Below are 24,651 nucleotides of genomic sequence, written 5' to 3' on the forward strand. Positions count from 1 at the left end.
GGCCCCCCTGCCTGCTCCTCACGGCGCTCCTCGCTGGCGCCTGCGGAGGTGCCGAGGAGGCCCGAGAACGACTGCTCACGTGGGCGGGTCCGTGCGATAAGCGAGGCATGCCCGCCGCCCTCGCTGCGCTCGAGTCCGCCCTCGCCACCGGCTCCCTCGAGGCGTGGTTGGCGCAGCTGCGCGACGAGGCGGTTCGATCGCAGATCCGTCGCGCGCTGGACGCCGATCGCAGGCTGTGGACGCAGTACCCCGATTCGCTGGGGAGCTGCCTGTTGGCGCGGACGTTCGGCGTCAAGGCGCTGGCATCGCTACACCAAGCGTGGGCGAAGGAGCTCGCGGCGCGCGGGCGGCCGTGGATCCGCCCGCTGCGCGGGCTGCCGATGCACGACGGTCTGCTCGCCGAGCTGTACCCTGACGAGAAGCTGTCGCTCGCCGGGCTGCAGGTGCCGCGCTTCGCGTCGGAGGACGAGGTGGTGCTGGCGGCGAGGCGGCTGCACCCGAACGCGCAGCCGCCCGAGGAGCGCCGGCGGGAGCGTCTGCGCTGGCGCTGGACCGAGAGCCGCGCCGTGATCGAGCCGGAGCCGCCGGACGACGCGGCCGCGCCGGCGTATCCGCGGTTCGTGACGGACGGGTGGGGGCCGGCGTATCTGGTCCGGTCGGAAGGCGCGCTGCGGGTGGCATTGCCGTGCCCGGAGGAGGGCAGCGCGCACGCGCAGCTCTCGGCCGACGGCTCGCGCCTGATCGTGTACGGGACGCTCGACGAATACGCCGGAGGATTCGTGTACGTCGTCGATCCCGAGACGCTGGCCGTCGAGCGGCAGCTCGCAACCGATTCGCCGGTCTCCGATGTCACCGATGGCGGCGGGCAGATGGTGGTATCGACGTACCGCAGCGGGACGATCGGGTGGATCGACGGCCGCGCACACGTGCTGCCGATCGGCGGCCATGCGATCTGCCTGTCGCCGAGTGGCAAACACGTGGCCACGGTCGGGGCGGCGCTGCGGATCTGGTCACTGGCGGAGCTCGTGCGCCAGAGGACGCGGCCGCCGCTGCCAGGGTTCCCGCCGCGCTTCGATCCGAGCGGCGAGCGGCTGCTGTGCGACCGGGAGCTGCTCGACGGTCGCACCGGGCGGCGGATCGCGCGGCTCAGTCCAGAGCTGGAACCGTATCTGGAGGGCGGGCCGGCGCAGCCATGGCTGCACTTCGGGACACGTCACCTGATCTGCACGCACGGCGGATTGCAGCTGTGGGACGCGCGCAGCGGGGAGCCGCTGGTGATGGAGGAGCCGCTCGGCTTTCCGCACTGGTACACGCTGGCGTACGACCGCGAGGGGTCGCGCCTGGCGGCGCTGCGCCAGGAAGAGACGACGGTGGCGCTGCACGAGCTGCCGCACGGGCGTTGCACCCGCACGGTGGCGTTCGAGCTCGCCGGCTGGGCGCTGGGGATGGCCGAGGACGCGAGCATGCTCGCGGTGCAGCAGGGCGGGCAGATCGAGGTCCGCACCGAAGACGGCGCGATGGTGCGGCGCTGCGGCCGGGCGACGGCATCGGGCCGGCGGCCGCGGCTCTCCGAGCCGGCGCCGCGGTTCTCGCTCGACGGCAGGCGCGTCGCCGCGCGCGTGGGCGCCAAGGACTGGCGGATCTGGACGCTCGCGAGCGGTGAGGAGGAGCGCGTCGAGGGAAGCCTGGAGGAGGTCGCCGACTTCGCGGCGCCGGAGCTCGCCGATTGGGCGCTGGAAGTCGGCACGATGTCGGTGTTCACCCACGGGCCGAGCGGCACCAAGATCGCGCTGCCAGTGATAGGCGGGTGGGTGTGCAATCCGGCCGATCCGCGGATCGCCGTTTGCGACGAGCTGCTCATCGAGCTGCGGGCCGGCGGCTGAACCCGGGGATGTCCGCGGCGATAGCTCAAAGCTCGAGGCAAACCTTCCCGAAGTGCCTTTGAGATTCGTAGTGTCTGAAGGCGTCGGCGATTCCATGCAGCGGAAATGAGCGGTCGATCGCGGGCTTCAAACGATTGGCCTCTATCGCCCGGATCATGTCCTCCTGGTCTGCCCTGCTGCCAATGGAGATCCCGCTGATGCGAATCTGGTTTGAAAACAGGGTCGGGATCGACACCTCTGCCACAAACCCGGTCAAGAGGCCGATCAAGGCGATGTGCCCGCCTGTCCTGCAGGCTGCGATCGACTGCGCCAGGGTGGCGGGCCCGCCGACCTCGATCACATGATCGACACCGCGTCCGTCGGTCCAGTCCCTGGCCTTCCGACCCCACTCCGGCATGGCCTTGTGGTTGATGACCGCATCGGCCCCGAGTCGTTTGAGCTTCTCCAGCTTCTCCTCGGACGAAGAGGTCGCGATGACCAGTGCGCCTGCGGCTTTCGCGAACTGCAGCGCGAAGAGCGACACCGCGCCCGTGCCAAGGACCAGCACGGTGTCCCCGGGCCTCACCCGGCCGGCCACCACCAGGCCTCGCCAGGCAGTGACACCCGCGCAGGGGAGCGTCGCCGCTTCGACAGGCGTGTAGCCGGTCGGTGCTTTCGTGAAGGCGTGCGCCGGCATGCACGCATACTCGCGGGCATAGCCGTCCACCATCTCTCCCGGTATGTCCCGCTTGGCCGTCGGCGTCGGTTCGCCTGCCAGCCAGTGCGGATAGAAGGTGCTGACGACCGTTTGCCCGGGATGGAATTCATCGACACCGGCGCCGACCTCGATCACCTCTCCAGCGCCATCGGTCATCGGGATGCGGTCATCGGCGCATGGGATCTTTCCCAGCACCACCATGTGATCATGGAAGTTCAGCGAGCTCGCCCGGACCCTGATCAGCAATTCGCCCGGCCCCGGCTCGGGACGATCTTCTTCGACCAGGTGGAGCTGGTGTAAGCCTCCTGGCGCTCGCAACCGGATCGATCTCACGAAACACCTTTTGCCGAACGGGCGAGCGCCTGCTCGCTCTCCGTCTTGGCTTCGCCGACGTTGGGCTGTCCTTTTCCGGTAGTGATCAAGGCGTACAGGCTGTTGATGTAGGTGCGCCACCCGTCCTTGCAGACCTCGTAGCACTCGTACTCGGGCACCAGCCCAACGTGGGTGAACTTCACTTCGGTCTTGTCGCCTCTCCTGGCGATCTCGAACACCATGTCGGTGCCCTTCCACTCCGTTTCGTCTTTGGTGAAGCTGAAGTGATTGTCGAGAACGGTCCAGACGACCTTCTCGCCCGCGACGAGGCCCTTGACCTCGATATCGCACCGGTGCAGGTTCAGCACGCGGTGCGTGAATCGGGCTCCGATTCTATGGGCTTCGCCTTCGATGCCTTCAGACCACCACGCGCGCACATTGTTGATGGCGGCGAACACCTCGGCTGGCTTTTGGGGTACCGTGAAAGTGGTCGTGTAGTTGCGGTCAGTCATGTCTCTCTCCATGGGCTGGTGGTCAACGAGCTAGGAGAGGTCTCTAGCAGGCAGCCGCGAAAGCGGAGAGTAACAAGTGTGTCGTGAATCCGCGAAGGGTGGAGCCGGCCTTCCGGCATGGCGCAATTGCGGATGGCGTGACAAAGCGGTCGCCGCCCGTCGTCGGCGAGCGATGGCGCGTCGCGGGGGGCAACGTGGTGTCGGGAGGGACCGGCCGATGGCGAGGCCGACCGAGGACGTCTCGGCGATTTCGAGGGTCGCGTCGAGCCCGCTCGGTCAGCTATAGATGTCCCGGAGGAGGAGCGCATGGTCGGGATGGGGAGGGAGATCTGCGGCGACCTGGGGATCGCCGAAGAGCGCGAGTGGCTCGTCACCAACGGCATCGGCGGCTATGGCTCCGGGACGGTGGCCGGCTCGCTCACGCGTGGCTACCACGGGCTCCTCGTCGCTGCCCTCCGGCCGCCCGTCGATCGGCGGCTGATGCTGGTCAAGCTCGACGAGATCGTCACGTACCGCGGCGCAGCCTGGGACCTCGCGACCAACCGCTGGGCGAGCGGCGCCGTCGCGCCGAGCGGCTTCGTCAACATCGAGCACTTCGCGCTCGACGGCTCGATCCCTTGCTGGCGCTACGCCTGCGCCGACGCGCTGCTCGAAAAGCGCATCTGGATGGAGCACGGCCAGAACACCACCTACATCGCTTACACCGCGCTCCGGGCCCGCGAGCCGTTGCGCTTCACCGCGCGCGCCATCGCCAACAACCGCGTCTTCCACAACACCGGCACCGTCGCGTGGCCGGCCGGGGTCAGCGCCGCTTCGGGCGGCGTCCGCGTCGTCACGGCCGGCGACGCGCTGCCGCTGTTCCTCAAGCTGGAAGGCGGCGCGGCCACCCCCGCGACGGAGCTCTACCGCGGCTTCGCGCTCCCGGCCGAGACGGCGCGCGGGCTCCTCGATCGCGACGACCACATCCACGTCGCGACCTTCGAGACGACCCTCCTGCCCGGCGAGACGGTGGTGTTCCTCGCCGCCGCCGGAGACGGCACCACCGCTGTCGATCCGGAGGCGCTTCCGCGCCGCCGCGCGCGCGATCGGGCCCTCCTCGCGGCGTGGAGCGGGGCGAGGCCGTCGGGCGCGCCCGCCGCCCCCGGCTGGGTCGCACAGCTCGTCCTCGCCGCCGACCAGTTCGTCGTAGACCGCGCGCAGAGCCCCGGCGGCAGCCCCGGTAAGAGCCCCGGCGGCAGCCCCGGCAAGAGCATCATCGCCGGGTATCCCTGGTTCGAGGACTGGGGCCGCGACACGATGATCAGCCTCCCCGGGCTCGCGCTCTCGACAGGACAGGCGAGCATCGCCGCGCCGATCCTCCGCACGTTCGCCGCCTTCGTGGATCAGGGGATGCTGCCCAACCGGTTCCCCGACGGTGCCACGGTCCCTGAATACAACACGATGGACGCCACCCTCTGGTACTTCCAGGCCATCCGCGCCTGTCACGAGGCGACCGGCGACGACGGGCTCCTGCGCGATCTGTTCCCGGTGCTGCAGGACATCATCGACTGGCATATCAAGGGCACGCGTTACGGGATCCATGTCGACCCGGGCGATGGTCTGCTCCGCGGCGGGCAGGAAGGCGTCCAGCTCACCTGGATGGATGCCAAGGTCGGTGATCGCGTGATCACGCCGCGCATCGGCAAGCCGGTCGAGATCAACGCCCTCTGGTACAACGCGCTGCGGGCGATGGTCGCCTTCGCCGCCCGCCTCGGCGAGCCCGCCGAGCCGTATCAGGGGATGGCGGCGAGGGCCCTCGCGTCCTTCGAGCGCTTCTGGAACGCCGCCGCGGACCACTGCTACGACGTCCTCGACGGGCCCTCCGGCGCCGAGGCGGCGCTCCGGCCGAACCAGCTCTTCGCCGTGTCGCTCCCCGAGAGCCCGCTCTCCCCCGAGCGACAGCGCGCCGTTGTCGACGCGTGCGCGCGGGCGCTCCTGACCTCGCACGGGCTGCGCTCGCTCGCCCCGTCGGAGCCGGCCTATCAGGGGGTCTGCGTCGGCGATCAGGAGCGCCGCGACGCCTCTTACCACCAGGGCACTGTATGGGCGTGGCTCATCGGCCCGTTCATCGAGGCGCACCTCCGCGTCTACCGCGATCCCGATGCGGCTCGCCGGCTGCTCGCGCCGATGGGCGATCACATCAACGCTGCCGGCCTCGGCTCGATCAGCGAGATCTTCGATGGTGACGCCCCCTTCGTGCCGCGCGGCTGCATCGCCCAGGCGTGGAGCGTCGGCGAGGCGCTCCGCGCCTTCACGCTCCTCGACCAGGCGGCGTCGCCCGTCAAGGCGCCCGCTTGACGCGACGACGCCGGCGCGGGGCTCGACGCCGGTGAGATCCAGATCAATTGCCCTTGCACACGTCGGCGCAGGTGCCCGTCGCATCAGCACACGCGAAGGACGCGCAGTCCGAATCGGCGGAGCAGGGCGCGCCGGCGGCGCCGAGCGGCGTGCACGTGGCGCCATCGCACGCCGCGCCGGCCGCGCAGTCTTCGTCCGACGCGCATGCACCACCCGCCTGCTCGCGCGCCTGGCACGTCCTGTCCTCGCCGCAGCGAAGCTCGTCCTGGCAGTCGAGGCTTCCCTTGCACGATTCGCCCATGGCGAGCCGTGGCGCGCACGTCCCCGCGTCGGGCGCCGAGGGCTGGTCGCACCGGAGCCCGTCGTCGCAGTCGAACCTCGACGAGCATGGCTCTCCGGCCACCGCCCTCGCTCTGCACGCCGACGTCGACTGTCCGCTCGCGTCGACGGTGTGCAAACAGCGGTCCCGGGCGCAGTCCCAGTTGTTGCCGCACGTCCCGCCCTCGGGCACGGAGCCGTCCCACGCACCGGGGCAGGACGGCGTGAACTTGGCGTTCACCCCCAGAAGCACGCTGACGATCTGAATTTCGGCGCAGGGGGCCGCGTCCACCTCGGCGAGGCACGCCTCCGCCTTCTCCGGGACGAAGGTGCCCTTCACCTCGCCTCCGTCGCTGACGGCAACGAGGATCTCCTCGAGCTCCGAGGCGCACGCGTCGGCGGAGCTCGCGTCCAGGTCGTGCGCAGCGCGGGTCGCCGCGTCGCAGCACGCGAAGGTGCGGTCGCAGAGGGCCTTCGCATAGCTGGAGAGGAAATCGCTGCCTGCCCGCGCCCGCGCCTCGTCATCCCCGCATCCGGGCACGGCGGACATCGCGACGGGGACGGCCGATAGGAGCGTCGCGAACAAGACAGGTCGCTGTGTGCGCATGGAGAACCTCCTCGGTTCGATCGTAGATGGATCGCCGGAGCCAAACCACCGTGAGCAGCTTAGGGATCTCCTCGCCGGTGGGTGTCGAGATGGCTGGCCGTTCCACGAGACCGAGCTGAGCCATCGCCGGGCGAGCGGGGCTGTTGCGCCCCTTCAGTCGTCGTCTGCTCCTCCGTGCCGATCGCTTCCGCGCGCGGGCGAAAGCCGCCCATCGCGGAGCTCTTCCAGCACCTCCGCGAGGCTCGTCGCGACGTCGGCGAGCGCCGCGTTCACGCGGTCCGCGTGTGTCCTGAAGCTCAGGATGCACATCCGCAGCAGGAACCGCCCCCCGGCCACCACCCCCGTGAGCAGCACCCGCTGCTTCGCGTTCACCCGCGCGAGGAGGCGCCGGTTCAGCGCGTCGAGCGCCGGCCCGTCGTCGACGCCGGGCGGCCGCGCCCTGAACGCGAGGAGCGACAGCTCGGGCTCCGCCACGACCTCGATGTGCGCCATCTGCCGGAGCGCGTCGGCCGCGCCGCGGGCGAGCGTGAGCTTCTCGTCGAGCTCGGCCCGGAAGATCGAGGCCCCATGCATCTTGAGCGGCAGCCACACCCGCAGCCCGCGCGCGTCGCGCGACAGCTCGGGGCTGATCGCGCAGAAATCCACGAGATCGTCCTCCGCCTGCATCGGCGGCATGTACGAGGCGGAGAGCGCGTGCGCGCGCCGCAGCGCCTCGCGATCGCGCACCGCGAGGCAGCCTGTCCCGTACGGCAAGAAGAGGCTCTTGTGCGGGTCCAGCGTCACCGAGTCGGCGCGCTCGATCCCCCGCATCGCCGCGCGCCCTCGCTCGGTGAGCGCGAAGAAGCCGCCGTACGCCGCGTCGACGTGCAGCCAGAGGCGCTCGGTCTGGGCGAGGTCGGCGAGGGCGGGCAGTTCGTCGATCGCGCCGGTGCCCGTCGTGCCCGCGGAGGCGACGAGGAGGAAAGGGGAGAGGCCGCGCGCCCGGTCGCGCGCGACAGCCTCCGCCGCCGCGCCGGGCCGCATGCGAAAGCGCCCGTCCACCGGGATCTCGCGCACGGCCTCTGGCGGAAAGCCGGCGAGGAGCGCGGCCTTCGTCACCGAGTGGTGCGCTTCCTCCGAGGCATAGAGGGTCCCTCGCAGGAAGTCCGGCGGGAGGCGCTCGCGGCGCGCGGTGATCACCGCGACGAGGTTCGCGAGCGAGCCGCCCGTCGTGAGGATCCCCCCCGAACCCTCGGGCAGGCCGAGCATGGCGCAGAACCAGGCGATCACGTTCGCCTCGATCTGCACGAGCAGGGGGGCGGCCTGGAAGACGCCCACATACCTGTTCACCGCGTCCGCGATCAGATCGGCCACGGCCGCGTGAAAGAGCCCGCCGCCCGGGATGTACCCCATGTAACCGGGGGACGCCGTGTTCAGGCTCATCGGGATGAGCTTGCCGAAGAGCTTCCGGAGGAGCTTTTCATAAGGCACGCCGCGCTCCGGCAGCGGCTCGCGGAGCGAGCGCGCGACCCGCTTGCCTCCCCGCGTCGCGTGCATCGGCTGCTCCGGCAGGCTCTCGATGTGCTGGACGATGCGGTCCATCGCGAGCTCGACCATCTCGCGCATGGCGTCGCCCGGCAGCTCGAGCGGGTGGGGGCCTGACGGCGGGCGTTTCGGGCGGGCCAACGCGGGCATCCTACTTCACCGCGCGCTCCACGGCGGGCGGCGTTCCGGGGGAAAACGTCGCGAAAACGTCGCGAAGACGTTTAGAGACCTCCAGCGAGACGAGCCGCCTCGTCCGGGGTGGCTGCCGGCCTGCGATCGACACCCGAGCTGGGTCCTCCGCGAGCTCGCGGAGCGTCACGCGCGTCCGTACCCTCGTTGTCCGTGCACCACCACGGCGCGCATCTCGCGCTCGGCGTCTTGCTCCTTGATGGTCTCGCGCTTGTCGTGGCTCTTCTTCCCCCGCGCCAGCGCGATCTCGACCTTGGCAAGACCGCTCTTGAAGTAGAGCCGGGTGGCGACGGCGGTCATGCCCTCGCGGGCGATCGAGAGATCGATGCGCTCGATCTCGCGCCGGTGGAGGAGGAGCTTGCGCGCGCCCTTCGGCACGTGGCCGAAGGCGGCGCTGGCCATCGCGGCGATGCTCACGCCGTGCAGGAACACCTCGCCCCGGAGGACCGTGCAGAACGAGTCGGTCAAGTCGGCCTTGCCGGCGCGAAGCATCTTCACCTCGCTCCCCTTGAGGACGATCCCCGCCTCGAACCGGTCGCCGAGGTCGTAATTGAAGCCTGCGCGCTTGTTGCGCGCGATGAGCGTCTCGCCCGGCCTGGCCTTCTCCTTCGGCATCAGGGGATCTTATCCGTCGATCCCCAGCGCGGCGAAGCGCCGGGCGAACGAGAGGCCCGACGGGAGCAGCGGGCGGGCCTCGGCGAAGGCCGCGCGTGCGTCGGCCTCCCGGCCGGCGCGGCGGGCGGCGCGCGCCAGGAAGTAGAGCGCCTCGAGCCGCTCGATCGGGAGCAGGCCGCGCGAGCGCGCGAGCGTCTCCTCCCAGCTCGCGCCGCCGGGCGCGCCGATCGCGAGCGCCACGGCGTCCAGCAGGGCCTGCGCGTTCGGCGCCGCCGGGCCGGGCGGGCAGCTCGCGCGGATCCACGCGACCGCCGCCGCGGCCTCGGCGTCCTCGCCGCGCGCGGCGTGGAGCCGGGCGAGCATCAGCGAGAGCTCGACCACCGGGCGCTCCATGAAGCGCTCCTCGAGCGCGCGGCCTCGGCGGGCGAGCTCGAGCGCCTCGTCGTCGCTCCCGTTCCAGAAGAGCTGCTCGGCGAGGTTGCCGGTCGCCGCGCGCTCGGGCCACGGGTTGCCCACCTCGCGCGCCAGATCGACCGCGCGCCGGAGATCGTCGATCGCGCGGTCCAGCGCCTCCATCGCGGTCCACAGGAAGAACCGATTGCAGTACGCGACGCAGAGGTGGACGCTGTCCTTCGCCCCGGCCGCGAGCGCGATCACCTCGTCGAAGCGGGCCTCGGCCTCCGCGAGCCGACCGGCCACGACCAGCGCGCACGCGAGCAGCAGGAGCGCGACGACGCGCGCCTCGTGATCTCCGTCCGCCTCGGCCATCGCCGCGCCGCGGCCGAGCTGCTCGACCGCCTCGGGCACGCGCGCGTGGCGCCACGCGCAGCGCCCCTCGGCCACGAGGAAGCGGCGCGAGAGCCGGCGGTCGCCGAGGCGCGCGACGATCGGCCGCGCCTCCTCCACGCGCGCCGCCGAGCCGGCGAAGTCGTTGTCCCAATCGAGCGCCGCGGCCTCCTCGAGCAGGGCCTCGCAGAGCAGCGCGTCTGCGCCCGACGCGCGCGCGGCGGCGGCCGCCGCGGTGAGGTCCTCGAGCGCCTCGCGCGTGCGCGACATCCGGTAGCGCGCCGCGCCCCGCAGCGTGAGCGCGCGCGCCCTGGCCAGGCCGTCGGCGCCGCCGAGCGCCTGGCCAGGCACACCTCCCGGAGCCTCGCCCGGCGCGTCGATCACGTCGCCCACGTCGATCACGTCAATCACCTCGATCACCTCGATCGCGCGCGTTGCATGGGCGTCGGCGGCCACGTGCTCGTGCGCCGCGAGCGCTGCCTCGGCGAGCCGGATCGACGCCGCCGCGGCCTCCGCGCGCGCGCCCACCGCCGCGGCGTGCAGGGCGAGGCGCTCGAGCGCGTCCGCACCCGGATCCCGGGCGTCCCGCCACACCTCGAGCGCAGCCTGGTGGACGCGACGGCGGTGCGACGGGTCGAGCATCCCGTACAGCGCGTCGCGGAGCGCGGCGCTCCGGAAGGCGAAGCGATCGGGCGCGCGCTGCTCGAGCAGGCCGTGGTCGCGGAGCGCGCGCAGGCCGGCGCGCGCGTCGACGGGCGTGGTCGCGCCGCCGCCGCGCTCGAGCGCGCCCTGGACGCGCTCGACCTCGGCGGCGCTGAAGGTGACGCCGAGGACCGCGCACAGGCGGGCGCACGCCGAGATCTCCCGCGGCAGGAGGTCGAGCTGGCGCGTGGCGAGCCACTGCCACGCGGGGGAGGGCGGGATGCGGTCGAGCGCCGCGGTGGCGAGGTAGAAGCTGCCTGTCCGCGCGCGCCGGCGCACCATGCCGGCCTCCTTGAGCGCGGCGGCGAGCTCCACGAGCGCCGCGGGGTTGCCGGCGGCCCAGCCGTGCAGCCGGTCGAGCGCGGCCGCGGGCGGGTACTCGGCGGGCGCGAGGAGCGCGGCGGCGAGCCGGACCCCGGCGGCCGCGTCGAGCGGGGCCAGGGTGACCGCGTCGCTCCGGGCGGCGCGCGCGCCGAACCCCCGGCGCGCGGCGGCGAGCCGCGGATCCGCGGCGACGAGCGCCCAGCAGGGCCCGCGCTCGCGGTCCAGGGTGGCGACCTCGAGCGCGTCGAGGAGGCCGTCGGGCGCCCAGTGCGCGTCGTCGAGGACGACCGCGATCGGCCCGCTGCGCGCGCGCGCGCGCAGCGCCGAGGCGAGCGCGCGCGGGCCGTGCTCGTCGCCCGGCGGCGCTCCGGCGAGCGCCTGGCGCAGGAGCTCCTGCAGCGGCCGCGCCGGATCCCCCGCCGCGGGCGGCTCCGCGGCGGCGGCGATCACCGCCGCGTCGGGCCAGAGGCGCTGCACCAGCGCGGCCGCCTCCGCGAGGAGGCGGGACTTGCCGAGGCCGCGCTCGCCGAGGAGCGTGAACAGCCCAGGCGCGCCGCGCGCGAAGCAGGCGCCGGCGCTGGCGGCGAGCGCGTCGAGGACGTCGTCTCGGCCGACGAGCGGCGGTCCCGCGCGCTGCCGCAGGAGGTCCGTCTCGGCGCCAGCGCCGGCGCGCGCCGCCGGGAGCGCGCGGGCGGCGGCCTCGGTGAGCACCACGGGACCCGCCGCGCCCTCGGGGATCCAGGTCTCGGGCTGCTCCACCGCCGCGCCGTAGACGGCGGGCGGGCCGTCGCTGCGCGGGCGGCTGCGGAGCGGGGCGAGGTGGACCGCGGCGCGCGCTTCCCCGCCGCGGGTGAGGTCCTCGGCGGCGGCGAGCGCGGCCGCGAGCGGCGCCTCGACGTCGGCGCCCGAGAAGACCGCGACGAAGCGTCGGCCGCGGCGCCGCGCCACGAAGCCCGCGCGCCGCGCGACGGCGGCGCTCACCTGCGCGGCGTCCGCCGTGGTCTCGACGGCGACGAGCGCCATCAGCCGGCGGCCCTCCGCGATGAGCGCCGCGGCCGGCGCCTTTGCTGCGGCCGCTGCGGGCGTCTCGGCCGCTGCGGGCGTCTCGGCCGCTGCGGGCGCGGCGGCGGCCACGGGCAGGGCGTACGGCGCGCGGCGGCGCGCATCGTCCAGCATGCGCGGGAGCGCGTCTTCCAGCGCGCGCCGGAGGGCGTCGGCGCTCGGCGGGCGCTCGGCCGGATCCTTGGCCATGCAGGCGAGGATGAGCTCCTGCAACGCGTCGGAGGCGCCTGCCTCCTCCGGCAGGCGCGGTGGGCGCAGGTGGAGGTGGCCGTGCTCGATCGCGCTGCGATCGCCGACGAAGGGCGGCCTCAGCGCGAAGAGCTCGTGGAGGATCACGCCGAACGCATAGAGGTCCGTCCGCGCGTCCGCCGCCGCCTCGCCGCGGATCTGCTCGGGCGCCATGTACTCGGGCGTCCCCAGCGCGAAGCCCGCGCCGGTCCGCTCGGCGCCGGCCCACGCCGCGCCGTCGCCCGTCGCGGAGGCGGCGTCGACGCCGAGCGTGCAAGCCCGGCCGAAGTCGAGCAGCGTCGCGCGCACGGCGGGTCCGGTCGCGTCGATCGCCACGTTGTCGGGCGTGAGATCGCGGTGCACGACGCCGCGCGCGTGGACGGCGCCGAGCGCCTCGAGCACCGCCGCGGCCACCGCGAGCGCGCCGTCGGGGGTGGCCGCCGCGCCTGCGCCCGCGGCGCGGTCCTCGATCCACCGGGCGAGCGTCGGCGCCCGCACCCGCTCCATCGCGAGGTAAGGCCGCCCGTCGTCGAGCTGCCCGCGCGCGTGGAGCGCGGGCGCGGGCGGCGCGCCGGCGCGGGACATCGCCGCTGCCTCCCGCGCGAAGCGCGCCCGCGCGAGCCCGGTGCTGGCGCGCGCGACCTTGATGGCGGCGGCCGCGCCGTCGTCGCGGCGCGTGGCCTCCCAGACCACCGAGAACCCGCCCCGGCCGAGCTCGCCGCCCACCGCGAAGCCCTCGATGCGCGACGGCGCCCCGGCGCCCGCCTCCGTGACCGCGGGCGCCGTGAAGCCGTCGCGGGGACACGGGCGCGAGGCGGAGACCCGGATGTGGCAACGTGGGCAGCGAGGCAAAGGACCTCTCGGGCGGCGGCGTCCGGTGCGGCGAGGGCGAGGGCGAGGGGATGAGTACGAGAAGAGTACGAGAAGAGTACGAGAAGCTGAGATCCGGAGCGCGCCCGGCGGCGCTCCGCGCGCCCCGCATGCTACGCTGTATGTCTTGTGAAGTGCGACGCGACCGACCCTGTGCCGCTCACCACGGTCGTGGCGCGGGGATGCTCCTCCGGGGACCGGCGCGTGCTCTCGCCTGGGGATCGCGTCGGCGACTACGTCGTCGCATCGCTGCTCGGCCACGGCGGCGCGGGCGCTGTGTACCGCGTGGTCCCCGCGGAGCGGGGCGGCGCCCCGCGCGCGCTCAAGGTGCTCCACGCCGATCTCGTCTCGAGCCACGAGGCGGCGCTCCGCTTCGCGCGCGAGGTGCGCGCGATCGGCCGCATCCGGCACCCCAACGTCATCGCCGTCCACGAGGTCGGCGAGCTTCCGGACGGGAACCCGTACTTCGCGATGGATCTGCTCGACGGCGTGGATCTCCGGGCGCACCTCGCGGCGGCCGGGCGCCTGTCGCTCGACGAGACGCTCTCGATCCTCGATCCGCTCGCGGCAGCGCTCTCGGCCGCGCACGCGCAGGCGATCGTGCACCGCGACATCAAGCCCTCGAACGTCTTCCTTGCGGACGAAGGCGGCGCGCGGCGCGTCGTGCTCCTCGACTTCGGCGTGGCCAAGCTGCTCGACGACCCGGGGCCGTCGATCACCGGCTCGCGGCAGATGGTCGGCACGCCGGCGTTCATGGCGCCCGAGCAGATCCGCGGCCTGCCGACGGATCAGCGCACCGACGTCTACGCGCTCGGCGCGCTCCTCTATGCCCTTCTCACCGGCGAGCCGCCCTTCCCGGCGACGTCGGCGCTGCTCCCGCAGCTGCACCTCCACGCCCGCCCGCCGCGCCCGAGCGCGCGCGCGCCGGTCGAGCCTGCGATCGACGAGGTGGTGCTGCGGGCGCTCAGCAAGGACCCGGGGCGGCGCCAGCAGGGCGCGGCGGCGCTGCTCGCCGAGCTCCGGGAGGCGGCGGGTCGCGCTGGCCTCCCGTCCGGCGCCGAGCGGCTCGCGGTCGCCCTCCACGTCGAGGCGCGCGCCGACGCGGCGGCGCTGGAGGACGCGGAGCCGAGCCTGCTCGACGACCTGGAGGCGATCCTGCCCGCCGCCCAGGCGTGGCTCGCCGAGCGCGGCTTCCGTGCCGCGGTCGAGGCCGGCCACGCCGCGCTCTACGTCGTCGATCCGGGCGGGTTCCCCGGCGGCGAGCGCGCCGCGCGGCGGTCGGCGATCGACGCGGCGCGCGCGCTCCTCGGCGCGCTCGAGGCGCGTCCCGCCCGCGATCCGCGGGTGCACGTCGCGCTGTGCCTGCACGCCGCCCCGGCGCGCTTCGACGGCGGCGCGCCGGCTGGGGGCCCGCTGCTCGACGTCGCGGCGTGGCTCCCGGAGGGCCTGCCCGCCGGCCTCTTCGCGACGCCGGCGCTGCTCGACCTCGCGACGCCGGCGCTGCTCGACGGGCTCGGGCTCGAGGCGGCGCCGGCCGGGGCCGTGGCGCGGCTCTACGCGCGCGCCCTCCCAGCGATCACCATGCGCCGGTGATCGGGACGTCGCCGGTGAGGCCGAACTGGAGGGCGCGGTCAGCGCCGTCCCAGCCGTTGCCGTTCATGTCGAGGAGCCACATCCCGTTCGCCGGCCGCCAGGCGCCCACGAGGCTCCGGGAGGTGCCGCTCCAGCGTCCGACCACGGGGATATCGCCTGCCTGGCCGAGCAGGATGGGCACCTCGCCGTCGTACCCGTTGCCGTTGAGATCGAGGTGGAACTCCCCGTTGCGGAAGACGCCGACGCGCGGCTTGCCGGTGCCGGTCCAGTCGCCGACGAGGGGCACGTCGCCGCGCAGGCCGAACTGGAGCACGCGGTAGGAGCCGTTCAGCCCATCGCTGCTCAGGTTGAGGAGCCAGTACATCATGCCATCGGGCAGCACGCGGACGACGCCGGGGCGCGTCTTGCCGCTGCCGTCCCAGCTCCCCACGACCGGCGTATCCCCGGGACTGCCCCATTGGAGGACGCGATCGGACGAGTCGTAGCCGTCGCCGTCGAGATCGAGGTACCAGACGCCGGCCCGGAAGACCCCGACGCGCGTCTTGCCGGAGCCGGTCCAGTCGCCGACCACGGGCACGTCGCCGGGCAGCCCGAACTGGATCTGCCGATCGACCCCGGGCGACCACCCATTGCCGTCGAGATCGAGGAACCACATCCCGTCGGCGTCGCGGAACACGCCGGGCTTCGAGTGGCCGTCGCCGGTCCAGTCGCCCACGACAGGCGTTGTGTTGCCGGTGACGGAGAAGCCGATCCCGACGTCGCCGTCCCACCCGTTGCGGTTGCGATCGAGCACGAAGGTGCTCGGCCCACGGAAGACCCCGACGCCGGTCGGAACCCGCGCCACGGGCGGCGAGATCGGGCTGTCGCTGCCGTCCTCGATCTCGCCCTCGATCGCGCCGTCCGCCTCGCCGAGGGAGCCCTCGATCGCGTCGCCGCCGTCGATCGAAGCTTCCCCGCAGCCCGCCGCGGCGGTGACAGCGGCGATCAGAAGAAGCAGCGTACTGGACTTTGTCGACATCGAATTCATGGATTTCATCCTCATCTTCAATGGGCCATCGTTCATGGCGCGGATCGCCGGCATGACGACACACGCCTATCTGCGAACAGCGATCGCCCCGCGTCAGCGCGGCCCGAGATCAGCTGTCCCAAATCAGTCGTTCTAATCTCCCCGCCCAGGCCCCCTGCGTCACAGAGCGGCGGTCACCCGCACAGGAGACGGATCCAGATCGGCGTTTTCGGCGCGCAGGCGCACTCCGGTGCGCCGAGCACCGAAAACGTCGAGATGGGCCCGTCTCCGAAGCGGGTGCCCGCCGCTCTCGCTTACCAGGAGCCGGTGATAGGGACGTCGCCGGGCAGGCCGAAATGGAGGGCGCGGTCGGCGCCGTCCCAGCCGTTGCCGTTCATGTCGAGGAGCCACATCCCGTCCGACGGCCGCCAGGCGCCGACGAGGCTCCGGGCGGTGCCGCTCCAGCGCCCGACCACGGGGATATCGCCTGCCTGGCCGAGGCGGATGGGCACTTCGCCGTCGTATCCGTTGCCGTTGAGATCGAGGTAGAATTCTCCGTTCCGGAAGACGCCGACGCGCGTCTTGCCGGTGCCGGTCCAGTCGCCGACGAGGGGCACGTCGCCGCGCAGGCCGAACTGGAGCGCTCTGTAGGCGCCGCCGTCCGTCCCATTGCCGCTCATGTCGAGGTACCAGTACATCAATCCATCGGACAGCACGCGGACGACGCCGGGGCGCGCCTTCCCGCTGCCGTCCCAGCTCCCCACGACCGGCGTGTCCTTCCGATTGCCCCAGTGGACGACGCGATCGGACGAGTCGTAGCCGTTGCCGTCGAGATCGAAGACCCAGACGCCGGCCCGGAAGACGCCGACGCGCGTCTTGCCGGAGCCGGTCCAGTCGCCGACCACGGGCACGTCGTCGGGCAGCCCGAACTGGATCTGCCGATCGACCCCGGGCGACCAGCCGTTGCCGTCGAGATCGAGGAACCACATCCCGTCGGCGTCGCGGAACACGCCGGGCTTCGAGTGGCCGTCACCGGTCCAGTCGCCCACGACAGGCGTGCTGCCGGCGACGGAGAGCTGGATCGGCGCATCGCCGTCGTATCCATTGCCGTTGCGATCGAGCGCCCAGGCGCCTGCACGAAAGATGCCGACGCCGGTGGCTCCAGGCATGCTCGGGGCGAGAGCGTTGCGCGATTCGTTGTAGACCGTGATGACCTCCGGGTACGTGACGCCGCCGCCCCCGCACTGCCCGAAGATGTCCCCGTCTCTGGAGCAATGCTCGGCGCAGGGGCCGAGGACCTGGAACCCGCACTGCTCGACTGACGTGTGGCAAGTCCGCCCTCGGCCCATCGCCTTTATGCTGCTCGTCGCGCCGATACACGCGAACTTCTTCGGCTCCAGGTCGAAGAGGTTGCCGAAGTACGTGGCCTCTTGAGCGGTATAGTCCATCCCTTCCTCGGGGGTGAGGGTCATGCGCGGCGCGCGCAGCGAGATGCGGACCGGCTCGCCGAGCTTGTTCGCGTGCGCGAGCAGGCACGCGCTCACCCAGCGCTGCTCTTGGTCGGTGAGCTGCTTGTCACTCCAGGACGGGGCAAGGCCGTGGAGGCCGTTGAACTGAACGAAATCTGTCGGTCGCGGATCCCCTACGACCCGTTGCGGATTCGCTACGACGAGCTTTTGTCCCTGGCTCAGGGCGCACGACATCATGTACGCCATCGCTTTGCGGCGCAGCCCGTTCCCCTCGCCGGTCACCCGCTTGAAGATCCTCTCGGACTTGCTGGCGAGGGAGGCAGCCGCGAGTTCGCGGAGGAAGTCGAGGACGCCGGGGTCCCGCGTGAAATCGGCGTCGATGCCGTTCAACGAGATGACCGTAGGCCCCGGGTCGCCGCCCGGCACCGGCACCGGCACCGGCTCGGGCTCCGGCGGCTCATCGCCGCTGAGCACGGCTTGCGCCGCTTCGCCGAGCGCGGCGGGGGCGTCGTCCGTCGCCGCGACACAGCCGAGCGCGGCGGGGCTCGATGCGAGGAGTGCGAGGAGCAGGTATCGGGGAGTGCCTTGCGTTGTCATGGTGTCGCGGCTCTTCCTTGCAGCGCCCGTGCCGGGCGCGCAGCGCTCGTGCCGGGCGCGCAGCGCTCGTGCCGGGCGCGCAGCGTTCATGCTTGCCCGTGCCGGGCGGCGGATCTCGCGGATCGCCGGCGCTGCCGTCCTCCTTCCGGCGGCGCTTTCCGCGCCGCGCGCCCCTGTCCCCGTAGGCGGGCGCCCACAGGTGTAGGCGCGCGCCTACGCGGCTACTCCTCGCGGGCCGACAGGTCGTGCCGGCGGAGCAGCTCGTGGAGGTGGCTCCTGTCCATGCGCGCCGCGCGCGCGGCCGCCGAGAGGTTGCCGCCGTGGGCGCGGAGCAACCCCCGGAGGTACGCGCGCTCCCAGCGCGACGTGGCCTTCTCCTTGGCGGCGCGGAACGAGAGCGCCGGGTCGAACGCGTCCTCGGCCGCGGGCGGCGCGGCGCTGTCCGGCGCGTCCCCCTCGTCGTCCCCGCCGTCGCGCCACGGCGCCGCGTCGCCGAGGAGGACCGCGCGCTCCACGGCGGCCCGCAGCTCGCGCACGTTGCCGGGCCAGTCCTGCTGCGCGAGCGCCTGGAGGAGCTCGGCGGGCGGGCTCGGATCGCCGTCCGTGACCAGCTGCTCGTAGAAATGGGCGACGAGCAGCGGGATGTCCTCGATCCGCTCGCGCAGCGGCGGGATGCGGATCCGCACCACGTTGAGGCGGTAGAAGAGATCGGCCCGGAAGCGGCCGCGGTTGACCTCCTTCCGGAGGTCGCGGTGGGTCGCCGCGACGACGCGCATGTCGAGCGGCACCGGATCGAGGTTGCCGACGCGCTTGACGACGCGCTCCTCGAGCGCGCGGAGCAGCTTGGGCTGCATGTCGAGCGGCAGCTCGCCGATCTCGTCGAGGAAGACGGTGCCGCCGCGCGCCGCCTCGAAGGCGCCCGGGCGCGACGCGACCGCGCCGGTGAAGGCGCCCTTCACGTGCCCGAAGAGCTCGGCCTCGATGAGGTTCGGCGGGATCGCGGAGCAGTCGACGACGACGAAGGGCCCGCCCGCGCGCGGGCTGCTCTGGTGGATGGCCTCGGCGACGAGGCCCTTGCCGGTGCCGGTCTCGCCCTCGATCAGCACGGTGGAGGCGCTCCCGGCGATCCGGGGCAGCAGGGCGAACAGGCGGCGCATGGCGGCGCTCTGCCCGAGGGCGCGGCCGTAGCGCTCCTCGTGGCTGAGCGGCTGGCGGACCTCCTCGTCGAGGTGCTCGAAGCGCAGCGAGGTCTCGCCGACGCCGAGCACGGTCCCGGCCTTGAGGTAGGCGGAGCGGACGCGGTACCCGGCCATGGTCGTGCCGTTCTTGCTGTCGAGATCGCGGAGCAGGAACCCCTCGGCCGTCGCGGTGATGGCGCAGTGATGGCGGGAGACGGTCGGATCGGTGAGCGTGAGGTGCGTCCCCGGCGCGGAGCCGATCACGAGCTCCGGCTCGTCCGAGTCCCGCGTGAGGCCGCGCTCCGGGCCCTCCAGGACCTTGAGCCGGAAGCGCCTGAACACGAGCTCCGTGGAGCGGGACACGAGCGCGCGGGTCTCGTCGGGCGAGGAGGGCGATGGCTGGCCGTGCGACATCGGGTCGAGGCTACCACGGCGCCGAGCGGCGGCTCTCCGCGGCGGACCCGCCCTGTACGCCGCGACCACCCGCTCGCGGAGATCGTTCGAGATCGGCGCCGCCGTCTCCCGGCCTGTACGAGCGCGAAGGAGAGGAACGAATACCCGTCGGTCAGGGCGCCTCGGAGAGCTGCGGTTTACACCTGCCCTCCGAGCACACAGCCGCCATTCCTTCCGGGTACACGGGCGCGCAGGGAGGGCACGCGACGATCTCTTCGGGGCAAACGAGGGCACCGAGATCCGCGCTCTGGTTGAGGGCGACGATGCCTTTCCCATCGCACGACTCGCAGCACCCGACGCCGTCGCGCAGGGCGCAGTCCGTGTCTTTCGTGCATTCCGTCAGCGGGGATTCGCGCACGTCGACGACGACGCAGCGCCCGCTCTCGCATGTGGCGGCGAAGTACTGGGAGGTGCGCTCGGCCTCGCCGACCTCCGGGCATGGCGCGCACTGCGTGTCCCCGCACCCGCTGGCATTCCAAAAATCCGCCACCGCGTCGCGGTGGAGGGCGACGAACGCGCTGGCATCGACAGGGTCGCAGGAGGCGCAGCAACGCGGCGGCGCGAGGACGCAATCCCCCGGCGCCGCGCATGCATCCATGTCCGTCGTGGTGCCCTGACAGGCCTCCAGGCACGCCGCGAGCGACTCGAAGCGGTTCTCGTTGCCCTCGCAGCCACCATAGATGAACGGAACGCACTCGCCGGTGCCGGGGTCGTGCCAGTAGCTCGGGATCGACGCGTCGCACGGCCCGGTCTCCTGCGGCAGCGTACAACGGTCCGGCGATTCGCCGCCGGCGCCGCTGCTCGCGACCGAGCCGCCGCCGCTGCCGGCGACCGGTCCGCCGCCGCTGCCAGCGACCGGGCCGGCGCCGCTGCCAGCGACCGAGCCGCTGCCGCCCGATCCACCGTCGTTCCCCGCGCCGCTGCAGCCCGCCGCGAGCAGGAGAGAGGTGAGCAAGCCGAGCCCGATGGACAAGCGCCGGTATATTTCAAATACGTTGCAATCGGCGCACGTCCGGTTACCTGAGGATAAGACAATCGATCGTAGGATATGCATCCGTCTTCGATGGCATGTCAGGCGGTGGTGTGCCAGGCGACGCTGCATGCCGTGACGACGTGCTCGAGGTGCGGCGCGTCGGTCACGGCGCGCTGCCTACGTGGAGGCACCGTGTCCCACCTGTCGACGGATCCGCCAGCCGGAGGGCTCGCTCGCGGTGACTCAGGGAGCGCTCCCGTCTGCTGCTCACTTCCTCGGCGCGACCGCGATGGTGCCCTTGATCATCCCCATGCCGCACTCGAATTTGAGCTCCCCTGCCTTCAGCTCGGGGAGGTCGATGGTCACCGGCTGTCCGGTCGGCAGCTCCTTGCGGATGCCGAGGCTCGGGAAGACGACCTCCTTGGTGCAGTCGCCGCTGTCGTGGCGGACGAGCCTGAGCTCCAGCCGCTCCCCCTCGACCGCGGCGATCTTGTCGGGCACGAAGGCGCCGTGGATCATGATCTCGACCACGCGCGGCGCCTTCTGCGGCTCGGCGCTCGCGGGCTGCGAGCAGCCGAGCGCGGAGGCGACCGTGGTGATGCCGAGCGCGATCGAGAAGATTGCGTGTCTGATCTTCATGCGAGAATCTCCTTGAGGTTCTGGGTGGAAGACGCGCGGGCCTCCGCCGCATTACGGTCGAACGCGGATTTCAGCCCGCGCGCCGGAACGGCGGAGCCGGAGGGGGCGAGAGCCGCTATCTCGCCCGGCTCCAGCGCGATGCGTCGCGCCGCCCAGCTTTCTTCCAGGTGCGCGAGCGAGCTCGCCCCCGGGATGGGCAGCAGGAGCAGGTGGACGAGCTCCTGGCCCGACTGGGCGCGGGCGCTTCGGCCGGCCGCGGTTGAAAAAACTTCGGGGCCCCGAACAGTTTCGGCCCCGGCGGCAGTCTTGGAGAGGAGAGGCCAAAACTGCCATGAAACTCTATGATTTTGCGTTTTCTCCCAATTGTCGCAAGGTCCGTGCCGTCGCCTACGAGCTCGGCGTCTCGTTCGAGCCGGTCCACGTCGACCTCTTTCAACGAGCTTCCCGCGCGCCCGAATTTCTCGAGCTGAACCCGAACGGGCGCGTCCCGGTGCTGGTGGACGACGACCTGGTGCTCTGGGAGTCGACAGCCATCATGCGCTACCTGGCCGCAAAATGCGGCGGCGGACTGGTGCCGGCCACGGCGCGCGCCCAGGCCGAGCTGGATCGCTGGCTGGCCTGGCAGCTCGCGCACCTGGGACCGGCCATGACCGCGGTCGCGTTCGAGCGCATCGTGAAGCGCCTGACCGGCCAGGGGGCGCCCAACGAGGCGGTCATCGCCACCAGCAGCGCCGACTTCGCGCACCTCAGCAGGGTGCTCGATGCGGCGCTTTCCGGGCGCGACTACTTGGCCGGATCGCTCTCGCTCGCCGACTTCGCGCTCGCGTCGCACTACAGCCTGGCGCCCCTGTGCGGGCTTTCGCTGGCCGAGTTTCCGCGCCTCGAGTCGTGGCTCACGCGCGTGCTCGGCCGCGATAGCATGCGCCGCGCCCTCGCCGACGCCCAAGCCGCCATGAGGCCCCATGCCGCCTAAAGACGACGCCACGTTCCTGCGATCGGTCGAGCCCCTGCGGGGCGCGATCCGCCTGCACTGCTACCGCATGCTCGGCTCCGCGCACGACGGCGACGACGTGGTGCAGGAGACCTGGCTGCGCGCCTGGCGCGCCAAGGATTCGTTGGAGGACGAGGCGCTCGTCAAGCCGTGGCTCTTCCGCATCGCGACCAACGTCTGCCTGGACGAGCTGAAGCGCCGGCCGCGGCGCTTGTTTCCGACGGACGCGTTCCCCGCGACGGAGGACGCCAGGCCCCCGCTGCCGCGCGTCGAAGAGCCCGTCTGGCTGGAGCCGATGCCCGGTGCCTGGCTGGAAGGCGTCGAGGAGCGCGACCCCCAGGCGCGCTACGCGCTCAAGGAGAGCGTCGCCTTGGCCTTCGTGGCGGCCCTGCAATGCCTGTCCCCGCTGCAGCGCGCGACGCTGCTGCTCCGCGACGTGGTCGGACTGTCGGCGGCGGAGACGGCGCAAGCGCTCGCCACGAGCGTGGAGGCCGCGAACAGCGCCTTGTTCCGCGCCCGCACCGCGATCGGCAGCAAGCTCGGCGGGGCGGAGCCGGTCGACATCGCGACGACCACGCAAGTGGATCCGCGTTTGCTCGAACAGTACGTGCGCGCCTTCGAGGACGCGAACCTCGACGCCCTGGTCGCGCTATTCCACGAAGACATGCGCACCACCATGCCGCCGGCGCCAACCTGGGTCTCCGGGCGCGCCGCCAACGAGCGCTTCTACCGGCGGATGTTCGGCAGCATCGTCCCTGGGCAATTCCTGCACTTGCGCATCGCCGCGAACGGACAACCGGCATTGGCCTTCTATCGTCCCCGAGCCGCTGGCGCGCCACACACCCTGTCGGCGATTCAGCTCGTCACCACGCGCGACGGCGCTATCGCGACCGTCGACCATTTCATGCTGCCCGAGGTGTACCCCCTGTTCGGCGTGCCGTCGGAGCTGCCCACCTGATGAGCGAGTGCATTGGGGGGCCCGTCGCCACGATCCCCCACGAACGCCGCACGATCGGAAAATTCGGCGCGCCGCCGTGTGCCGCGAGGCGCGCGTGCGGCGAGGAAACGAGCGCGCCCCCCGTCCGTCTCCAGCCCCAGCGTATACCAGACACGGGGGCTTGCCGGAAGCCCCCAGGCATGCCGCACCATGCTGCACCATGAAGATGCCGAAGCACGCCGTGGTGATCGCTGGTGGAGGTCCGACGGGACTCATGTTGGCGGCCGAGCTGGCGCTGGCGCGGATCGATGTGGCCATCGTCGAGCGGCGCGAAAACCAGGACCTCGCCGGCTCGCGCGCGGGCGGTCTGCACGCGCGCACGATCGAGGTCTTCGATCAGCGTGGCGTCGCGGAGCGCTTCCTCTCACAAGGGCAGGCGATGCAGGTCGCCGGCTTCTCGTTCATCCCTCTCGACATCAGCGACTTCCCCGTTCGCCACAACTACGGGCTCGCGCTCCGCCAGAACCGGATCGAGCGCATCCTGGCCGACTGGGTCTCCGAGCTGCCGGTGAAGCTCTATCGCGGGCGTGACGTGACGGGGTTTGCGCAGGACGACACGGGCGTCGACGTCGAGCTGTCTGACGGCGTGACGCTACGAGCGAGGTACCTCGTCGGGTGCGACGGCGGCCGCAGCCTGGTCCGCAAGAAGGCGGGCATCGACTTCGTCGGATGGGACGCGTCGACGAGCTATCTGATCGCGGAGGTGGACATGGTGGACGAGCCCGCGTGGGGCGTCCGCCGCGGCGAGAAGGGCGTCAACGCGCTGGGTAGGCTGGAGGACGGAAAGCGTGTCGGCGTCGTGCTCGTGGAGCCGCACGTCGGCAAAGCCGACAAGCCGACGCTACAGGACCTGCGCGACGCGCTCGTCGCGGTCTACGGCACCGACTTCGGTGTTCGTAACCCGACCTGGCTATCCCGATTCAGCGACATGGCTCGGCAAGCGGCGTCCTACCGAGACCGGCGTGTCCTCCTGGCGGGCGACGCGGCGCACGTGCACGCGCCGGCAGGTGGACAGGGGCTCAACATCGGCGTCCAGGACGCCGTGAACCTGGGATGGAAGCTCGCCCAGGTGGTGAGCGGCACATCGCCCGACAGCCTGCTCGATACCTATCACGCCGAGCGGCACCCCATCGCTGCTCGCGTGCTGCGCCTGACCATGGCACAAACCGCGCTCGGTCGCGGCGACGATCGAACGGAGGCCCTGCGCGAGACCGTGACGGAGCTGCTCAAGATCGACGAGCCGCGCAAGCGCTACGCCGCGATGATGTCTGGTCTCGACATTCGCTACGACCTCGGTGAAGGACACCCGCTGCTCGGACGTCGGATGCCCGATCTCGACCTGGTCACCGAGAGCGGACCGCTGCGCGCATTCACGCTGCTGCACGAGGCAAGGCCGGTCTTGCTCAACCTCGGTGAGCCGGGGGCCTTCGACATCACTCCCTGGGCCGCTCGTGTTCGGCTGCTCGAAGCCCGCCCCGCTGGTGTGTGGGAGCTCCCGGTGCTCGGCGCGGTAGCTGCGCCGACCGCTGTCTTGATTCGACCCGACGGACACGTCGCGTGGGTCGGAGAGGGGACGGACCACGGCCTTCGCGACGCCCTCACCACCTGGTTCGGTCCGCCCACGCAGCGGAGCGCCACCGCGTAGGAAGAACCGTGGGGCGTAGCTGCCGCGATCCGCGTGCGCGCTCAGGGAAACGCTGCCGTCTGCGACGACGTTCGCGGGCGCGACCATGTCGTCGTTCAGGTAGCGCCAGACCGACGCGGTGCGAACGTTCCCGCTCGGCGTCGG

General features: G+C 72.3%; 17 protein-coding genes. 6 read left to right on the plus strand and 11 right to left on the minus strand.

Annotated elements, in window-relative coordinates; all coding sequences use genetic code 11:
- Positions 1-107 precede the first annotated feature (107 nt).
- A complete protein-coding gene (locus tag WMF14_RS13185) occupies positions 108-1,883 on the plus strand; it encodes a hypothetical protein (RefSeq protein ID WP_437801329.1) in 1,776 nt (591 codons plus the stop codon).
- 25 nt (positions 1,884-1,908) lie between these two features.
- On the opposite strand, the gene WMF14_RS13190 is transcribed toward WMF14_RS13185, so the two are convergent.
- Together WMF14_RS13190 and WMF14_RS13195 are read right to left on the minus strand one after the other, a co-directional pair.
- Positions 1,909-2,913 carry a zinc-dependent alcohol dehydrogenase family protein gene (locus WMF14_RS13190; RefSeq protein ID WP_437801330.1) on the minus strand — a complete coding sequence of 335 codons (1,005 nt, stop codon included), beginning with the start codon at positions 2,911-2,913 and terminating at the stop codon, positions 1,909-1,911.
- A complete protein-coding gene (locus tag WMF14_RS13195) occupies positions 2,910-3,404 on the minus strand; it encodes an SRPBCC family protein (RefSeq protein ID WP_437801331.1) in 495 nt (164 codons plus the stop codon). The genes WMF14_RS13190 and WMF14_RS13195 overlap by 4 nt, the downstream gene beginning before the upstream one ends.
- A 306-nt stretch (positions 3,405-3,710) precedes the next feature.
- Here WMF14_RS13195 and WMF14_RS13200 point away from each other — a divergent pair, with 306 nt between their 5' ends.
- Entirely contained in the window at positions 3,711-5,741 is a 2,031-nt protein-coding gene (locus WMF14_RS13200) for an amylo-alpha-1,6-glucosidase (RefSeq protein WP_437801332.1), read from the plus strand.
- 43 nt (positions 5,742-5,784) lie between these two features.
- On the opposite strand, the gene WMF14_RS13205 is transcribed toward WMF14_RS13200, so the two are convergent.
- The 4 genes from WMF14_RS13205 to WMF14_RS13220 all read right to left on the minus strand — a co-directional run bounded on the left by WMF14_RS13205 (position 5,785) and on the right by WMF14_RS13220 (position 12,948).
- A complete protein-coding gene (locus WMF14_RS13205) occupies positions 5,785-6,666 on the minus strand; it encodes a hypothetical protein (RefSeq protein WP_437801333.1) in 882 nt (293 codons plus the stop codon).
- Positions 6,667-6,819: 153 nt separating this feature from the next.
- Positions 6,820-8,331 carry a pyridoxal phosphate-dependent decarboxylase family protein gene (locus WMF14_RS13210; RefSeq protein ID WP_437801334.1) on the minus strand — a complete coding sequence of 504 codons (1,512 nt, stop codon included), beginning with the start codon at positions 8,329-8,331 and terminating at the stop codon, positions 6,820-6,822.
- Positions 8,332-8,505: 174 nt separating this feature from the next.
- The gene (gene smpB / locus WMF14_RS13215) at positions 8,506-8,994 is read right to left on the minus strand and encodes an SsrA-binding protein SmpB (RefSeq protein ID WP_012234932.1); all 489 of its coding nucleotides are present in this window, start codon (positions 8,992-8,994) and stop codon (positions 8,506-8,508) included.
- Between the two features lie 9 nt (positions 8,995-9,003).
- On the minus strand, positions 9,004-12,948 hold the full coding sequence (locus tag WMF14_RS13220; RefSeq protein WP_437801335.1) for a protein kinase domain-containing protein: 3,945 nt from the start codon (positions 12,946-12,948) through the stop codon (positions 9,004-9,006).
- Positions 12,949-13,095: 147 nt separating this feature from the next.
- On the opposite strand from WMF14_RS13220, the gene WMF14_RS13225 reads away from it, so the two are divergent.
- Positions 13,096-14,559 (plus strand): serine/threonine-protein kinase, encoded by a 1,464-nt coding sequence (locus WMF14_RS13225; RefSeq protein WP_437801336.1) that lies wholly within the window; start codon positions 13,096-13,098, stop codon positions 14,557-14,559.
- On the opposite strand, the gene WMF14_RS13230 is transcribed toward WMF14_RS13225, so the two are convergent.
- The 5 genes from WMF14_RS13230 to WMF14_RS13250 all read right to left on the minus strand — a co-directional run bounded on the left by WMF14_RS13230 (position 14,543) and on the right by WMF14_RS13250 (position 20,874).
- The gene (locus WMF14_RS13230; protein WP_437801337.1) at positions 14,543-15,586 is read right to left on the minus strand and encodes a hypothetical protein; all 1,044 of its coding nucleotides are present in this window, start codon (positions 15,584-15,586) and stop codon (positions 14,543-14,545) included. The genes WMF14_RS13225 and WMF14_RS13230 overlap by 17 nt on opposite strands.
- Positions 15,587-15,879: 293 nt before the next feature.
- Positions 15,880-17,631 carry a hypothetical protein gene (locus WMF14_RS13235; protein WP_437801338.1) on the minus strand — a complete coding sequence of 584 codons (1,752 nt, stop codon included), beginning with the start codon at positions 17,629-17,631 and terminating at the stop codon, positions 15,880-15,882.
- Between the two features lie 221 nt (positions 17,632-17,852).
- Positions 17,853-19,223: a sigma 54-interacting transcriptional regulator gene (locus tag WMF14_RS13240; RefSeq protein WP_437801339.1), complete on the minus strand. Its 1,371-nt coding sequence runs from the start codon at positions 19,221-19,223 to the stop codon at positions 17,853-17,855.
- Positions 19,224-19,374: 151 nt separating this feature from the next.
- Entirely contained in the window at positions 19,375-20,235 is an 861-nt protein-coding gene (locus WMF14_RS13245) for a BPTI/Kunitz domain-containing protein (RefSeq protein WP_437801340.1), read from the minus strand.
- Positions 20,236-20,502: 267 nt separating this feature from the next.
- Positions 20,503-20,874 carry a cupredoxin domain-containing protein gene (locus WMF14_RS13250; RefSeq protein ID WP_272103114.1) on the minus strand — a complete coding sequence of 124 codons (372 nt, stop codon included), beginning with the start codon at positions 20,872-20,874 and terminating at the stop codon, positions 20,503-20,505.
- Between the two features lie 331 nt (positions 20,875-21,205).
- On the opposite strand from WMF14_RS13250, the gene WMF14_RS13255 reads away from it, so the two are divergent.
- The 3 genes from WMF14_RS13255 to WMF14_RS13265 all read left to right on the plus strand — a co-directional run bounded on the left by WMF14_RS13255 (position 21,206) and on the right by WMF14_RS13265 (position 24,507).
- Positions 21,206-21,847 (plus strand): glutathione S-transferase family protein, encoded by a 642-nt coding sequence (locus tag WMF14_RS13255; RefSeq protein WP_437801341.1) that lies wholly within the window; start codon positions 21,206-21,208, stop codon positions 21,845-21,847.
- Positions 21,837-22,823: an RNA polymerase subunit sigma-70 gene (locus WMF14_RS13260; RefSeq protein ID WP_437801342.1), complete on the plus strand. Its 987-nt coding sequence runs from the start codon at positions 21,837-21,839 to the stop codon at positions 22,821-22,823. Before WMF14_RS13255 ends, WMF14_RS13260 begins: the two co-directional genes overlap by 11 nt.
- A gap of 205 nt (positions 22,824-23,028) precedes the next feature.
- Positions 23,029-24,507 (plus strand): FAD-dependent monooxygenase, encoded by a 1,479-nt coding sequence (locus WMF14_RS13265; protein ID WP_437804201.1) that lies wholly within the window; start codon positions 23,029-23,031, stop codon positions 24,505-24,507.
- The last annotated feature ends 144 nt before the right edge of the window (positions 24,508-24,651 follow it).

It is taken from the genome of Sorangium sp. So ce693, from assembly GCF_051521375.1.
Lineage (GTDB): Bacteria > Myxococcota_A > Polyangia > Polyangiales > Polyangiaceae > Sorangium > Sorangium atrum.

Bases quoted from the DNA above. Each gene is read 5' to 3' on its own strand.
- WMF14_RS13185 (WP_437801329.1), top strand. From the start codon at position 108: ATGCCCGCCGCCCTCGCTGCGCTCGAGTCCGCCCTCGCCACCGGCTCC.
- WMF14_RS13195 (WP_437801331.1), bottom strand. From the start codon at position 3,404: ATGACTGACCGCAACTACACGACCACTTTCACGGTACCCCAAAAGCCA.
- WMF14_RS13200 (WP_437801332.1), top strand. From the start codon at position 3,711: ATGGTCGGGATGGGGAGGGAGATCTGCGGCGACCTGGGGATCGCCGAA.
- WMF14_RS13205 (WP_437801333.1), bottom strand. From the start codon at position 6,666: ATGCGCACACAGCGACCTGTCTTGTTCGCGACGCTCCTATCGGCCGTC.
- smpB (WP_012234932.1), bottom strand. From the start codon at position 8,994: ATGCCGAAGGAGAAGGCCAGGCCGGGCGAGACGCTCATCGCGCGCAAC.
- WMF14_RS13230 (WP_437801337.1), bottom strand. From the start codon at position 15,586: ATGAATTCGATGTCGACAAAGTCCAGTACGCTGCTTCTTCTGATCGCC.
- WMF14_RS13235 (WP_437801338.1), bottom strand. From the start codon at position 17,631: ATGACAACGCAAGGCACTCCCCGATACCTGCTCCTCGCACTCCTCGCA.
- WMF14_RS13240 (WP_437801339.1), bottom strand. From the start codon at position 19,223: ATGTCGCACGGCCAGCCATCGCCCTCCTCGCCCGACGAGACCCGCGCG.
- WMF14_RS13250 (WP_272103114.1), bottom strand. From the start codon at position 20,874: ATGAAGATCAGACACGCAATCTTCTCGATCGCGCTCGGCATCACCACG.
- WMF14_RS13255 (WP_437801341.1), top strand. From the start codon at position 21,206: ATGAAACTCTATGATTTTGCGTTTTCTCCCAATTGTCGCAAGGTCCGT.
- WMF14_RS13260 (WP_437801342.1), top strand. From the start codon at position 21,837: ATGCCGCCTAAAGACGACGCCACGTTCCTGCGATCGGTCGAGCCCCTG.
- WMF14_RS13265 (WP_437804201.1), top strand. From the start codon at position 23,029: ATGCCGAAGCACGCCGTGGTGATCGCTGGTGGAGGTCCGACGGGACTC.